Origin of the sequence: Bradyrhizobium sp. CB1015 (assembly GCF_025200925.1) — a bacterium.
Taxonomy (GTDB): Bacteria; Pseudomonadota; Alphaproteobacteria; order Rhizobiales; family Xanthobacteraceae; genus Bradyrhizobium.
The window spans coordinates 190475-204159 of record NZ_CP104174.1 but is presented as its reverse complement, the minus strand read 5'-3'; the positions used below and the strand labels follow the sequence as shown (position 1 = coordinate 204159).

Here is a 13685-nt window from a genome sequence, read left to right as displayed (position 1 = left end):
TTTGGGCAAGGGTTCAGGCTCCACTGGCTTGCGATAAAGCGGGCTCGCGCGCCTTGCGCGGCGTCACGAGCTCGCCGAGAAAACTGTAGCGCTCGAGGCTGTCGATTCGGACCGGCAGGATCTGTCCGATGATGTCGATTGATGCCATCACATGGGCGGGCTGGAGGTAGGCGGTGCGGCCCACGATCTGGCCCTCCTTGCGCGCCGGACGCTCGAACAGCACGTCGACCGTTGAGCCAATCGCGGCCTTGTTGAAGGCCGATTGCTGGCTGTCGATCAGTTCCTGGAGCCGCTCCAATCGCTGGTCCATCTCGGCGGGGGACACCGTCTCCTGCATGTCCGCGGCCGGCGTTCCCGGCCGGGCGGAGTATTTGAACGAATAGGCCGCAGCGTAGCCGATTTGCGTGACAAGCGCGAGGGTGGCGAGAAAATCTTGCTCGCTCTCGCCGGGGAAGCCGACGATGAAATCCGATGAAAAAGCAATGTCTTGGCGTGCGGTACGGAAACAGTCGATGACCCGCCGGTAATCATCGGCGGTATGTTTGCGGTTCATGGCCGCCAGAATCCGGTCCGAGCCCGACTGCACCGGCAGGTGCACGAACGGCATCAGGGCACCGAGATCGCGATGCGCCGCGATCAGGCTGTCGTCGACGTCGCGGGGATGGCTGGTCGAATAGCGCAGCCGCGCGATGCCCGGAATCGTCGCCAGATGTTCGAGCAGCCGGCCGAGCGGCCAGGTTTTCCCGTCCGGCCCGTCGCCGTGGTAGGCGTTGACGTTCTGCCCGATCAGCGTGAGCTCGCGCACGCCGTTCTCAGCGAGCCGCTTGACGTCGTCGACGATCTTCGCCACCGGGCGCGAGACTTCGGCACCGCGCGTATAGGGCACGACGCAGAAGGTGCAGAACTTGTCGCAACCTTCCTGCACCGTGACGAAGGCGGAAATGCCGCGTGCGCGGATCGCGTCCGGCTTGGGCTGGGCCAGGAAGCCGAACTTGTCCTCGGCCGGAAACTCGGTCTCGATCGCGCGGCCTTCGTCCCCGGCGCGCTTCAACAGCTCTGGCAGATGATGATAGCTCTGCGGGCCCACCACGACGTCGACGACAGGCGCCCGGCGCACGATCTCCTCGCCCTCGGCCTGCGCCACGCAGCCCGCCACCGCGATCTGCATCGCGCGGCCCGTGCGTGCGGCCTCGTCCTTGGCCACGCGCAGACGGCCGAGCTCGGAATAAACCTTCTCCGAGGCCTTCTCGCGGATATGGCAGGTGTTGAGGATGACGAGATCGGCATCCTCCGCGCTCGCCGTCTCCACGAATCCTTCCGGCGCCAGCGTGTCCACCATGCGCTGGGCATCGTAGACGTTCATCTGGCAGCCATATGATTTGATGTGCAGCTTGCGCGGCGGCGTCATGGAACCCGAAATGGAGGTGGAGGACGGCCCTCAGATATAGGCTGGAGGGCCGAAAATCCAGCGAATGGGTGCTCAAACGGTCATTCCGGGGCGCTCGCACCGCGAGCGAACCCGGAATCCAGAGGTTTTGGTGCGAGATTCCGGGTTCGATGCTGCGCATCGCCCCGGAATGACAGCAACAATCAGCCCGCCAGAGCGTCCGCCTCGACGCGCCGGACCAGCTCCGGCAGCTGATGCATGTCGGCAAAGATCAGGTCGGCGCCCGCCTGGCGCAGCGTCTCGGCATAGCCGTCGCGGCAATGGCTGCCCCCGTAAAAGCCGAAAACCGTCATGCCGGCGGCCCGGGCGCCGGCGATGCCGGCGAGGCTGTCCTCGATCACGACGCACCGCTCGGGCGGCACGCCCATTTGTCTCGCCGCGAACAGGAACAGGTCCGGCGCCGGCTTGCCGTTCTTGACCTGCGAGGCCGAGAAGATATTTGGCGCGAAACGCTCATAGAGCCCCGTGCTCCCGAGACTCACCCGCATGCGCGGATGCGAACCGCTGGAGGCGACACAGACGGCTTGCGTGACGACATCGAGCACGTCGTGGATGCCGCGGATTGCTTCCAGGTCGGCTTCGAACGAACGGAACAGCTCATCCTGAAGATCGCCGTGGTAGGCCTCGGGCAGCTTGCGGCCGAGCTCGGTCTCGATCTCCAGATTGGCCTGTTTTGTCGAGCGGCCGAGGAAGCGCTCGAACACCTGCTCCGACGTGATCGGATAGCCGTGCCGCGTCAGCACGTCCGCATGCGCGCGACAGGAGATCACCTCGCTGTCCACGAGCACGCCGTCGCAATCGAAGATGATGAGGTCGATGGGCACTAAGGCATGACCCGGAGAAGTGTGAAGCGGTTTTCCGACAAGGTCATGCCCAATCAGTTCGTCGGCTTGTCGTCGTCGAGCGGGACGCAATAGAGCTCGAGCCGGTGATCGACCAGACGATAGCCGAGCTTGCGGGCGATCTCGGCCTGCAGCTTCTCGATCTCCTCCGAGGTGAACTCGATCACCTTGCCGTCGCGCAGATTGATCAGGTGATCGTGATGACTGTCGCGCATCTGCTCGTAGCGGGCGCGGCCTTCGCGGAAATCGTGACGCTCGATGATGCCGGCGTCCTCGAACAGTTTCACGGTGCGGTAGACCGTCGAGATCGAGATCTTGTCGTCGACCGCAACGCAGCGCCGGTACAGTTCCTCGACGTCGGGATGATCGATCGCTTCCGCCAGCACACGGGCGATGACGCGGCGCTGCTCGGTCATGCGCATGCCCGTGGCGGCGCAGCGCGCCTCGATATCGGACGGCTTGGATGCAGGAGAATGTTTCAGTGTGGTCATAGCGTTGTCTGCCTGGCGGGCGCTTTCTGCCACCGATGTTACGCCAAGTCGCGTCGCATCAGAAGGGCGTTCAATTGTTCCCCGTTGGGCTGCTTATAGTAGCGATCGCGGCGTCCGACCACCACGAATCCAGCTCGATCGTAAAGCCGCCGCGCCGGCTGGTTGTTTTCCTCCACTTCCAGAAATATCGTGCGCACGCCGCGCCCGGCGAGGTGTCCGAGATGGGTCATCAGCAGCGTACGGGAGAGGCCGCGGCCGCGATAAGCCCCGTCCACCGCAACCGAGAGAATTTCCGCTTCGTCCGCGCCGATCCGCGAGACCGCAAAGCCGATCGTCTTGCGGCCGAGACGCAGGCGATGCACCAGCGTGTGGCGCTCGCTCATCATGCTCTCGAACTCGCCTTCGCCCCAGCCCTGCGCGAAGGCGGCGCCGTGCAGCTGCGCGAGGCGCGCGGCATCGCGCATGGTCGCTGGCTCGACGGCGGCCGTGCCGCCGCGCCACCACTCCGACAGCCATCCCATCATGAGGTCGCGGCTTGTGCTGCGCGCGGCGTCTGTGCCGTCGGTTTGGCGTCGGGCGCTTTCAGATAGAACGGCCGCGCCGGATTGGTGTCGGGATTGGCCGCCGCGCCGAGCCAGGCGATCCAGCTGATGTCGGGCGCGGGCTGCGCGTCGACCGCAACGGGTTGCGGTCCGTCCTTCGGCCAGCGATCGGCGAGGATATTAGCGGCATTGCCGACCAGATGCGGCGCGCCGAATTGCGAGGCCGCGATTGCCGCGTCGATGGCGGCGACGCAGGGGCGCACCAGCTGGCTGCCGTCGCCGGCGACGATCTGGAAATAGACGTGGTCGTGCCGCGCGTCGATCGCGGAGATCACCGGCGCCGTTCCGCTCTGGCCGACGACACCGGCGGCATAGGCCGACAGCGTCGTCAGCCCGACCGCCGGCCGTTTCGCCGCCAGTGCAAGGCCCCGCGCCGCCGAGATGCCGACGCGCAGGCCGGTGAAGCTGCCGGGCCCGACGGTGACGGCGATGCGGTCGAGCGAGGTGAAGGCGAGGCTGGCCGATTGCATCACGCGCGCGATCATCGGCATCAACGCCTCGGCATGGCCGCGCTTCATGAGCTGCGATTCCCGTGCGAGGAGCTCGCCGGCGTCGGTATCGAGAACGGCGGCCGCGCAGGCGTCGAGCGCAGTATCGATGGCAAGGATCAGCATGAAACAGCAAAGGGCGAGTGGCGAATGGGGAGCACTCTAGCGAACCGGGCGCCTGTCCGCCATTCATCACGCACGATTTGCAGGCCCCGATACGTCCTATTGCGGGGCCGGCAAAGACGTTGCCGCTTTGCCCCACCGGCGAGCGGGCTATGCCGCGCGCGCGTTCTTGAATTCCTTGGTCGCCTTGTCCAGCACGAACAGCGATCCTTCCGCAACGCCGAAATAGGCGCCGTGAGTCTGCATCTGGCCGCTCTCCACGGCCTTGCGCACGAACGGGAAGGTCATCAGGTTTTCCAGGCTGCGGAACACGGCGGCCTTCTCGATGCGCTCGACGAATTGCGCCATGGTCTCGTGCTCGCGCTGTTCGACCACCTCGCCCGGCTTGATGAACATCTGCATCCATTTGCCGATGAAGTCGCCCGGCGTCAGCGGCTCGATCTTGTCGACGAAGGCTCGGATGCCGCCGCATTGCGCGTGGCCGAGCACCACGATGTGCTTCACCTTCAGCACCGTCACCGCAAACTCCAGCGCTGCCGAGACGCCGTGCGCGCCTTCGTCAGGCTGATAAGTCGGCACCAGATTGGCGATGTTGCGGACGACGAATAGCTCGCCCGGCCCCGCGTCGAAGATCACCTCGGGGGAGACCCGGGAGTCGCAGCAGCCGATCACCATGGTCTCAGGCGACTGCCCTTTGACCGAGAGTTCGCGATAGCGGTTCTGCTCGGTCGGCAGCCGCTGGGTCGCGAAGGCCTTGTAGCCGTCCAGCAAATGCTTCGGGAATGTCGTCATGGTCCATGCCTAATCACATACCGCCAAGGCCGACAAGCCTTTCGAATGGGCAGGCCAAATGCTATCGGCTTGGGGGGACGACAGACCAGGAAGGAACGCCAGCATGACCCGCCCGCGCCGCAGCCATCTGTTCATGCCCGGCTCCAACCCGCGCGCGCTGGAAAAGGCGCGCAATCTGCCCGCCGACGGCCTGATCCTCGACCTCGAGGATTCCGTCGCCCCTGAGGCCAAGGCGGCGGCGCGCGACGGCATTGCGGCGGCGATCGCCGCCAAGGGCTTTGGCAGGCGCGAGATCCTGATCCGGACCAACGGCCTCGACACGCCCTGGTGGCCGGATGACGTCGCCATGGCGGCCAAGGCGTCGCCGGACGGCATCCTGGTTCCAAAAGTCTCGAGCGTCGAGGATCTCGACGTCATCGGCCGGAAGCTGGCCGAGCTCGGCGCCGCGCCGACCGTGAAGGTCTGGGCCATGATCGAGACCGCGCGCGCCGTGCTGCACGCCGAGGAACTGGCCGCCGCCGGCCGCGATCCATCGCGCCGCCTCTCGGGCTTCGTGTTCGGCCCGAACGACATCTCGCGCGAGACGCGGATCCGGATGCTGCCGGGCCGCGCCGCGATGATCCCGATGATCACCCATTGCATCCTGGCGACGCGCACCCACGGCCTCGAGATCCTCGACGGCCCCTACAGCGACATCGCCAATTCCGACGGTTTCGCCACCGAATGCGCGCAGGGCCGCGATCTCGGCTTCGACGGCAAGACGCTGATCCACCCCTCCCAGATCGACGCCTGCAATGCGATCTTCACGCCGCCCGAGGAGGAAGTCGCCCGCGCGCGAAAGATCATCGCGGCGTTCGAATTGCCGGAGAACGCCGCGCGCGGTGCGATCCGTCTCGACGGCGCGATGGTGGAGCGCCTGCACGCCGACATGGCCCGGCGCACGATCGCGATCGCGGACGCGATCGCGGCGATGGGGAAGGGTTGAGGGGTGCGCTCCCGTTCCGTCCTGCTCGATCTCGACGGAACGCTGGTGGATTCCCGGCCGGGCATCATCGCGAGCTGCTCAGCCGCATTGCGGGCACTCGGACGCGATCCCGACGATGCCCCCGAGATAACCATCGGGCCGCCGCTCGAAGACATCTTGCGAACCTTGCTGGCGGCGTACGGCGACGATCGAATCGATCAAGCCGCCGTTGCCTATCGCGAGCATTATGGCCAAGCCGGTCTGCTCGGAAGCGAGCTCTATTCCGGAATCGGCGCTGCGATCGAGGACATGCGACGCGCCGGATTGCGGATCTATCTCGCTACATCGAAGCGCCAGGTTTTCGCGCAACGCATTTTGCAGAACCTGAATCTGGCCGTGCACTTCGACGGCATCTACGGTTCAATGCCGGGCGGCAGTCTGGATCACAAGCCGGAGCTGCTCGCCCATATCCTATCCGATCAGAACATCTCCGCAGCGCATAGCCTCATGGTCGGCGATCGGCGCCACGACATCGTCGGTGCTCACGCTGTCGAGATGCGCAGCGTCGGCGTGCTCTGGGGCTATGGCAGCCGGGATGAGCTGGAGACGGCAGGCGCAGATCAATTGGTGGAACGGCCTGCCGATCTCGCGCGTGCGGTTCTGTCGATTCTGAACAGATAGCCCACGCCGTCATTCACCGCGGCGCGAGGCCGACGCGCTCGAGCGTCTCCAGCGTCGAGGCGTTACCGCAAGAGTCGTGGTAGTTCTCCGCGGCGGCGGGGAAGCGCCGAGGGGCGCACACTCCGCCGCCTCGCGACGAAGTGCGCAAGTGCCGTTGCACTCAGATCGTCTGGCCGCCGGACACCTCGATGCGCTGGGCCGTAACCCAGCGGTTGTCGGGACCGAGCAGGCTCGCGACCATCGGCCCGATGTCGTCGGGCACACCGACGCGGCCGAGCGCGGTCATTTGCGCGAACTGCTTGTTCAAATCCGGCATGTCGCGGACGGCGCCGCCGAGGAAGTCGGTCTCGATCGCGCCCGGCGCGACGACGTTGGCGGTGATGCCCCGTTCGCCGAATTCTCTTGCCATGTACACGGTCAGAACCTCGATGGCGCCCTTGGCGGCGGCATAGGCCGAGAAGCCGGGGAAAGACACGCGCGTCAGCCCGCTCGAGAAGTTGATGATCCGGCCTTTGTCGCCAAGCAGCGGCAGCAAGGCCTGCGTCAGAAAGAACGGCCCTTTGACATGGGTGTCGAAGAGCGCGTCGAACTGCTGCTCCGTCGTCTCGGCGATGGCGGCCATTTCGCCCTGGCCGGCATTGTTGACGAGATGATCGAACTTGTCAGTGTGCCAGTGCTCCGCCAGCGCCGATCCGACTTTTGCGGCAAACGCCGGAAAGGTCGATACGGAGGTGACGTCGAGCTGGAGCGCGACCGCCTTTCGGCCGAGCGCCTCGATTTCGGCGACGACCTCGCGGGCGGCGGCGGCGCCGCTGCGATAGGTCATGATGACGTCGCCGCCGTGACGCGCGATGGCGATTGCGGTATTGCGGCCAAGGCCCCGGCTGGCGCCGGTGACGAGCGAAATGGTGGGCATTTGAGGCTTCCTCGTGAAGTTTCGGTGGGGCCTTTCTGCCTGTGATCAGGCATCCGATGTTGCCGGATGCTCCGATCGTCTTGCCCAATCCTCCCGGAATGCGGCCGGCGACAGGCTTGCCTGAAACTCCCGTCTTCTTGCCCGATCGCCCCTCGGCAATTGCCCGCGTGCCTGGCTCGGCCTAGATTGGGCCCGTGACCGAAACGCTGCTCCAGATCGCCAGCCGTTACGCCGCAGCTCGCGCCGACGACAAAGGCCTTGCGTCCACGCCATTCGCCGGCATCTCGATCATCCGTGAGACCGCGCCGAGCGCGCTCCAATTTGCGATCTCCAAGCCCCTGGTCGCCTTGGTGCTGCAAGGTGCCAAGCGTGTTGCGGTCGGCGCCACGTCCTTCGACTTGGGCGCAGGCGATTCGCTGGTGATCTCGAGCGACGTGCCGACGGTGAGCCAGATTACGCGTGCCACCGCCGCGGTGCCCTATCTGTCGCTCGTCGTCGAGCTCGATCCCATTGTCATCGAGGGGCTGGTCGTCGAGATGGGGGCGGCGCCTTATGTTCCGTCCCAGCCGCTGCGGGTCGAGCCGACGGAGCGGGATGTGAGCGAGGTGGCGCTGCGGCTGTTGCGCCTGATCGATCGGCCCTCGTCCGCCTCGATCCTCCAGCGCCAAGTGCTGCGGGAGCTGCATTATTGGCTGTTGGCCGGTCGGCACGGCGGCGCCATCAGGGCGCTTGGCATCGCCGACAGCCATGCGCAGCGGATTGGCAGTGCGGTTGCGATCATTCGCGCCGACTATGCGAAGCCTTTGCGTGTCGACCGGCTCGCCAAGGCCGCGGGGATGAGCCAGTCGGCCTTTCACCTGCACTTTCGCAGCGTCACGTCGCTGACCCCGCTTCAGTTTCAGAAGCAGCTTCGTCTGATCGAGGCGCGCCGCACCATGCTGGCCGATGGCGCGAGCATTGCGACCGCCTCTCATCGGGTCGGCTACGAAAGCGTCACGCAGTTCACGCGGGAATATTGCCGATTGTTCGGCATGCCGCCCGGGCGCGACATGCGCGAGGCGAAGCGGCGCGTCGAATCGGCGGCTTGAAGAGTTCTGAAATGGCGACAATCGACAGGATCTACATCCTCGACGGAGGCATTGCGCAGGTCGAGGACGGTTCGATCTATTCTCCCGGCATCAATGTCGGCATGCCCATGACGCTGAGCTGCAATGCCTATCTCATCCGTCACCGCGGCGAATGGCTGATCTGGGATACGGGAATAGCGGATGAGCTGGCCAAGCATCCGGAAGGGCGCATCATCGCACACGGCATACGCGGCATCGTGCATCGTCCTATCGCGGACCAATTGGATGAAATCGGGGTGCGGCCCCGCGATATCGGCACGATCCTGCTTTCTCACGCGCATTTCGATCATATCGGAAATGTCGACCTGTTCGAGAACGCTAGATGGATCGCTCAGCGGGCCGAGTTCGAAGCCATGTTCGGGCCTGACCCTGACGAGTTCGGCTATTCGCTGCCGCACTACGAGGCGTTGCAGGAGCGGCCTTACGAGATCGTCGATGGCGACTACGACATATTCGGGGATGGCGCAGTGCGCATGATCTTCACGCCCGGTCATACTCCCGGGCATTGCTCGCTGATGGCAAGGCTGCCGCGGCGTGGCGCCGTGCTGCTGAGCGGCGACGTCGCGCATAACCGGGAGAACCTCCGGCACATGCGCGTGCCCTCGTTCAATGCCGACCCGCAGGCGACGGTTGCGTCGATGGCCAAGGTGATCGAGCTGCTACGCGTGGAGAACGCCGAAATCTGGATCAATCACGATACGGCGCAAAGCCAAGGAATGGCTTACGCGCCGAAGTGGATCGAGTAACGCTGGTGCCTCACCGCGGCGCGTGTTCGGCGCGCTCGAGCGTCTCCAGCGTCGAGGCGTTGCCGCAATAGCCGTGGTAGTTCTCCGCGGCGGTGCCCTCGGCGAGATCGTGGTCGCACCGTCCCTTTTGATTGCAGAGCGAGCAGACCCGCTCGAGGTCGCGGAGCAGCAGCGGCTGCGCGCGGCCGAGCGCTTCGGCGCTGATGCCGAGCTGATCGAGCATCTTCGGCAGCTCGTCGGCGGCGTGGCGGCCATGACGGACCAGCTCCTCCAGATCGTCGGGCGCGATCCTGAGATCATTGGCGATCCGGTCGAAATCGGCGCGGTCGAGCTGCCGCATCTCGTTGATCTCGCGGCGGTGCTTCAGCCAGTTGGCGAAGGACTCGATGAGATCCTGGACGATGGGATAGGGCCTGGTTGCGGTGCTCATGGAAAGCTCCATTCGGACGAGCGGAATTGGAGCGAGATAAGCACAATGATGCAGGGGCGCGTTGCGCTGGATCAAACAGGGGAGGGGCATCTAATCCGGTCTCGTGCCCCGGACGCGGCGCAGCACGTCGTGGTGCGCCGCTGAGCCGGGGCCATCGCGCCGCTTGCTGGATCCCGGCTCAGCGGAGCAGCGTTACACGCTGCACCGCGTCCGGGACACGAGCGGAAGCTTACGCGAACCGCTCCGCAGCCCACGCATACAGGCTGCCGGGAATCGGCTTCTCGCCGCCGCGGCCCTTTGGCGAGATGTGCAGGCCGATGATGCTGGGATCGGTGACGAGGCCGAGATAGCTCGAGGGATCGAAGAACAGTTTCGGCTCGGCATGCACGGCATAGAACGACTGCTTCGGCAGTGCATTCTGCAATTCACCGGTACGGCGCGCGAGCGCGGTGAGTGCCGCGGGCCCGTAGATCGCGACGCGAATATCCGAGAGTCGGTTCGAGCCGCCGCGCAGGCGGCGCATCATGAAGGTGACCCGATGGCGCAGCGACAGCCAGTTCGGCATCAGCTCCTCCTGCTCCATCAGCTCTTCGAAGGCGGCGACGATGCCGTGCCCGGGCGGCAGATAGAGCACGGAATTGCCGAGCTGGCGCGGCCGCTCCCAGGCGAAGTAGGGCTTCGCCGGATCGATCTCGACGGGCTTGAGCAGCAGCACGTCGGCGTCTAGCCAGAGGCCGAGGCCCTTCGCCATCAGCTTCATGCGGAAGAAGTCGCTGAATTGCAGAATGGTCCAGTCGCGCCAGCTGCCGTCCGGCTGCGGCGGGCGCAGGCGTTCGGAGAACGCGTGCGGCAGGATCGCCTCGGCCTCGGCATTCGCAACCTCGGCCGGCAGCCCGGGGATGGGATCGAAGCTGTAGACCGTGACCTTGTGGCCGGCAGCGAGCTGCGAGCGCAGACAGGTCTGGCGCAGCGCATCCATCGGGCCGTGCCAGAAGGTGACGATCTCGGGCAGCATGAGCAAATTTATACGGGACAATCCGGGCAAACAAAAAGCCCCGGCGCTTGCGGCACCGGGGCTCAAACCAAACTTGCGATCAGGCCCAGGCGCGTTCGCGCTTGAGCTTGTCCTCGTAAGAGTCGATCGAGGCCTTCTTCTCCATGGTGAGGCCGATGTCGTCGAGGCCGTTGATCAGGCAGTGCTTGCGGAACGGATCGATCTCGAACTTGACCTTGCCGCCGTCGGGACCGCGGATCTCTTGGTTCGGCAGGTCGATCGTCAGCGTCGCGTTGGCGCCGCGCTCGGCGTCGTCGAACAGCTTGCCGAGGTCTTCTTGAGAAACGCGGATCGGCAGAATGCCGTTCTTGAAGCAATTGTTGTAGAAGATGTCGCCGAACGAAGTCGAGATCACGCAGCGGATGCCGAAGTCAAGCAGCGCCCAGGGCGCGTGCTCGCGGCTCGAGCCGCAGCCGAAATTGTCGCCGGCGACCAGCACCTTCGCATTGCGATAGGCGGGCTGGTTGAGCACGAAGTCCGGATTCTCGCTGCCGTCGTCCTTGTAGCGCTGCTCGGAGAAGAGCCCCTTGCCAAGGCCGGTGCGCTTGATGGTCTTGAGGTACTGCTTCGGAATGATCATGTCGGTGTCGACATTGATGATCTTCAGCGGCGCCGCGACGCCTTCCAGCGTGGTGAACTTGTCCATGGTTGCGCTTTCCCGCACGTGGTTCAGGGAACCGGCTATTTATCGCGATCGGGGCGGAAATCCTAGGCCGAATTCGGCAGGGCTGCCCTTACCTCTCCCCGGTGGGGAGAGGTGGACCGAGACCGCTCTACTCCGCCTTAGCCTCGATCGCGGCCATATCGTCGTCCGACAGACCAAAATGGTGGCCGATCTCGTGGATCAGGACGTGGCGGACGATGTGGCCGAGGCTTTCGTCGTGCTCGGCCCAATAGTCCAGGATCGGGCGGCGGTAGAGCCAGACCATGTTGGGCAGCCGCGCCACGTCGCCAAGGCTCTGCTGGGGCAGGCCGACGCCCTGGAACAGGCCGAGCAGGTCGAACTCGCTCTCGCATTCCATCTCGTCCAGAACCTCCTCGGTCGGGAAGTCGTCGACGCGGACGATCACGCCCTCGCAGAGCTTACGAAATTCCGCCGGCAGGCGCTCGAACACATCGTGAGCCATCGCTTCCATCTCGGCGAGCGAAGGGGCTTTCAATTCCGTCCACATGAGCACCTCTTAGCGCGGGTTTCCCGCTGATGCATCTGGCTTTATAAGCGCGGCGAGGTTGACGGGCGCCGCCAAAACGGGGAGCGTGGGGCCGTCAATGGGACGTTTCAGGTGGGCGGAAAATGCGAGCGAAAACAGGGCTGACTCTACTGTGCATGGGGTTGTTTTCGCAGTTTTGCGTCGGTGCCGAGGCGCAGGCCGCCAGTTCCGAGATCCGGATGGCCCAATTGGTCTCGCCGGACGATGTCCCCCCGCCGCGCAAGCGGCCCCCGGCGCGCCTGCGCGTCACGCCCTATTACAGCCCGGACGGCGTCTATCCCCGCTACAATCCGGGCCCCGACGCGCTCCGCGTCTGCAACGCCACCTATGTGCAGGAGTACCGGCCGAGCGGCACGGTGATCGTGCCGCGCGTGAGCTGCTACTGGCGCCGGGGCTGACGCCGCGAGGGTCGTGGTCCGCTAGCCGGGCGCAAATCCCTTCACCAGCAGCACCGTCGCCTGCGCGCCCGCCTTGCGATCGCGCGAGATCTCTTCGTAGTCGGGCGAGGTCGAGAAGGCGAGGAATGCGGCCTCGTCGGGGAACGACATCAGGACGAGCTTGTCATGCGGCCATGCGCCTTCGAGCACGCGCGGCTGTTCGTCGGCGGCGAGCAGACGGCCATTGTACTTCCTGAACACGTCGAAGAACCGCGCCTGATAGCGCTCATAGGCCGCGCGGTCCGTCATCTTCAACTGCGCAATGGCGTAGACAGTCATCTGCAAAATTCCTTCTCTCGCGGCACGGCGCCGCATCGCAGAGCCCAGTGTCGTTCATTCATGGCGCGTTCACATCGCTGTCCGCAATTTAATCTTGGGAGCGACTGCAATTGAACAGCAATGGTGCGGCCGCGACGTCGCAGCTCTGCTGTCGGGTTCAGGGAGAATTCCATGCTGAGGATTTTGGGTCGCCGGGCCAGCCCGATGCGCCTGCTCGGGCTTGCGGCTGCCGCGACGCTGATGCTGTCGGCCGGCAGCGCGCGTCGCGCTGAAGCGCTGAGCTTGATCAATCCGGCGACGTCGCCGCTGACGAAGGCCGCAACCGACGATCTCGTCACGCAGGTTCGCCATGGCGGGCACGGCGGACATGGTGGCGGGCATTTTCACGGCGGAGGTTTTCGCGGCGGCGGCGGACATATCGGCGGCTTCCGCGGCGGTGGCTTTCATGGCGGCGGCTTCCGCGCCGCGCCGGCCTTTCACCACAGCCATGTCGGAGGCTATCGCTATGGCGGCTATCGCTACGGCGGATATGGGGGCGTCCACCGGCACTGGGGCCATCATCACCGCCATTACGGCTATCGTCACTTCCACCGGCGCTATTACTACGGCGGGTACTATCCCTACTACCACTATCCGCGCCGCTGCCGGATCATCTGGACCTATTACGGCCCGCGCCGCGTCTGCCGCTGGCCCCGCTGGCACTATCCGTACCGGTATTATTGGTGATGTGAGCGAGTGCCGTCATTCCGGGTTCGCCCTTCGGGCGCCCCGGAATGACGCCATGGCTTAAACCCAATCCTTCAGCTTCCAGGACGAAGCCTTCCACCGCATCAGGTTCTCGAGCTTCCATTGCCGAAACATCGCCGGCGGCCAGCGGCTGAGCTTGGAGGTCTCCTCGACCTCGGGCTTGGCGACGATGCGCAATGGCGCCGCGCGTCGCCGGTGCTGACGCGTGGCCTCACTGATGAGATCGACATATTCCGGCTTGTTGGCCATGGACGTGCCCTCGCGAAACCGTCGCGAGGACACTGTCGGCACCGCCGATTAACGGCGCT

At 65.1% G+C, this 13685-nt stretch carries 19 protein-coding genes; 6 read left to right on the top strand and 13 right to left on the bottom strand.

The annotated features are described in order from the left end of the window. Nucleotides 1–13 precede the first annotated feature (13 nt). The 6 genes from miaB to N2604_RS00955 form a co-directional block, all read right to left on the bottom strand. The gene (gene miaB, locus N2604_RS00980) at nt 14–1408 is read right to left on the bottom strand and encodes a tRNA (N6-isopentenyl adenosine(37)-C2)-methylthiotransferase MiaB (protein WP_260373418.1); all 1395 of its coding nucleotides are present in this window, start codon (nt 1406–1408) and stop codon (nt 14–16) included. A 182-nt stretch (nt 1409–1590) separates the two neighbouring features. Next, nucleotides 1591–2271 carry an HAD family hydrolase gene (locus tag N2604_RS00975; protein ID WP_260373417.1) on the bottom strand — a complete coding sequence of 227 codons (681 nt, stop codon included), beginning with the start codon at nt 2269–2271 and terminating at the stop codon, nt 1591–1593. 53 nt (nt 2272–2324) lie between these two features. Next, complete coding sequence (locus N2604_RS00970) at nt 2325–2780, bottom strand: Fur family transcriptional regulator (RefSeq protein WP_260373416.1); 456 nt, start codon at nt 2778–2780, stop codon at nt 2325–2327. Nucleotides 2781–2818: 38 nt separating this feature from the next. Beyond that, nucleotides 2819–3304, bottom strand: a complete 486-nt coding sequence (gene rimI, locus N2604_RS00965; RefSeq protein WP_260373415.1) for a ribosomal protein S18-alanine N-acetyltransferase — start codon at nt 3302–3304, stop codon at nt 2819–2821. Further along, complete coding sequence (gene tsaB / locus N2604_RS00960) at nt 3301–3996, bottom strand: tRNA (adenosine(37)-N6)-threonylcarbamoyltransferase complex dimerization subunit type 1 TsaB (RefSeq protein ID WP_260373414.1); 696 nt, start codon at nt 3994–3996, stop codon at nt 3301–3303. Before tsaB ends, rimI begins: the two co-directional genes overlap by 4 nt. A gap of 147 nt (nt 3997–4143) precedes the next feature. After that, nucleotides 4144–4785, bottom strand: a complete 642-nt coding sequence (locus tag N2604_RS00955; RefSeq protein ID WP_260373413.1) for a carbonic anhydrase — start codon at nt 4783–4785, stop codon at nt 4144–4146. Between the two features lie 103 nt (nt 4786–4888). Here N2604_RS00955 and N2604_RS00950 point away from each other — a divergent pair, with 103 nt between their 5' ends. After that, nucleotides 4889–5770 (top strand): CoA ester lyase, encoded by an 882-nt coding sequence (locus N2604_RS00950; protein WP_260373412.1) that lies wholly within the window; start codon nt 4889–4891, stop codon nt 5768–5770. A gap of 3 nt (nt 5771–5773) precedes the next feature. Next, nucleotides 5774–6430, top strand: coding sequence for an HAD hydrolase-like protein (locus N2604_RS00945; RefSeq protein WP_260373411.1), 657 nt, complete (start codon nt 5774–5776; stop codon nt 6428–6430). A gap of 160 nt (nt 6431–6590) precedes the next feature. Here N2604_RS00945 and N2604_RS00940 read toward each other — a convergent pair whose 3' ends face one another. Beyond that, nucleotides 6591–7346 (bottom strand): SDR family NAD(P)-dependent oxidoreductase, encoded by a 756-nt coding sequence (locus N2604_RS00940; protein WP_260373410.1) that lies wholly within the window; start codon nt 7344–7346, stop codon nt 6591–6593. A gap of 194 nt (nt 7347–7540) precedes the next feature. Here N2604_RS00940 and N2604_RS00935 point away from each other — a divergent pair, with 194 nt between their 5' ends. Together N2604_RS00935 and N2604_RS00930 are read left to right on the top strand one after the other, a co-directional pair. Then, nucleotides 7541–8434: an AraC family transcriptional regulator gene (locus tag N2604_RS00935; protein WP_260373409.1), complete on the top strand. Its 894-nt coding sequence runs from the start codon at nt 7541–7543 to the stop codon at nt 8432–8434. An 11-nt stretch (nt 8435–8445) separates the two neighbouring features. Further along, nucleotides 8446–9219, top strand: a complete 774-nt coding sequence (locus N2604_RS00930; RefSeq protein ID WP_260373408.1) for an N-acyl homoserine lactonase family protein — start codon at nt 8446–8448, stop codon at nt 9217–9219. Between the two features lie 10 nt (nt 9220–9229). Here the strand turns inward: N2604_RS00930 and N2604_RS00925 are convergent, their stop codons facing one another. The 4 genes from N2604_RS00925 to N2604_RS00910 form a co-directional block, all read right to left on the bottom strand. Continuing rightward, the gene (locus N2604_RS00925) at nt 9230–9649 is read right to left on the bottom strand and encodes a hypothetical protein (protein WP_260373407.1); all 420 of its coding nucleotides are present in this window, start codon (nt 9647–9649) and stop codon (nt 9230–9232) included. Between the two features lie 229 nt (nt 9650–9878). Then, on the bottom strand, nt 9879–10664 hold the full coding sequence (locus N2604_RS00920; protein ID WP_260373406.1) for a hypothetical protein: 786 nt from the start codon (nt 10662–10664) through the stop codon (nt 9879–9881). Nucleotides 10665–10743: 79 nt separating this feature from the next. Next, nucleotides 10744–11349 (bottom strand): 3-isopropylmalate dehydratase small subunit, encoded by a 606-nt coding sequence (gene leuD / locus N2604_RS00915; protein WP_260373405.1) that lies wholly within the window; start codon nt 11347–11349, stop codon nt 10744–10746. Between the two features lie 127 nt (nt 11350–11476). Continuing rightward, a complete protein-coding gene (locus N2604_RS00910; protein WP_260373404.1) occupies nt 11477–11875 on the bottom strand; it encodes a metallopeptidase family protein in 399 nt (132 codons plus the stop codon). Between the two features lie 155 nt (nt 11876–12030). Here N2604_RS00910 and N2604_RS00905 point away from each other — a divergent pair, with 155 nt between their 5' ends. Then, nucleotides 12031–12312 (top strand): hypothetical protein, encoded by a 282-nt coding sequence (locus N2604_RS00905; protein ID WP_260373403.1) that lies wholly within the window; start codon nt 12031–12033, stop codon nt 12310–12312. A 21-nt stretch (nt 12313–12333) separates the two neighbouring features. Here N2604_RS00905 and N2604_RS00900 read toward each other — a convergent pair whose 3' ends face one another. Continuing rightward, nucleotides 12334–12630, bottom strand: coding sequence for a DUF1330 domain-containing protein (locus tag N2604_RS00900; protein ID WP_260373402.1), 297 nt, complete (start codon nt 12628–12630; stop codon nt 12334–12336). 171 nt (nt 12631–12801) lie between these two features. Between N2604_RS00900 and N2604_RS00895 the strand changes: the two genes are divergently transcribed. After that, complete coding sequence (locus N2604_RS00895) at nt 12802–13356, top strand: hypothetical protein (RefSeq protein WP_260373401.1); 555 nt, start codon at nt 12802–12804, stop codon at nt 13354–13356. A 60-nt stretch (nt 13357–13416) separates the two neighbouring features. On the opposite strand, the gene N2604_RS00890 is transcribed toward N2604_RS00895, so the two are convergent. Then, on the bottom strand, nt 13417–13626 hold the full coding sequence (locus N2604_RS00890) for a hypothetical protein (protein WP_260373400.1): 210 nt from the start codon (nt 13624–13626) through the stop codon (nt 13417–13419). Between the last annotated feature and the right edge of the window lie 59 nt (nt 13627–13685).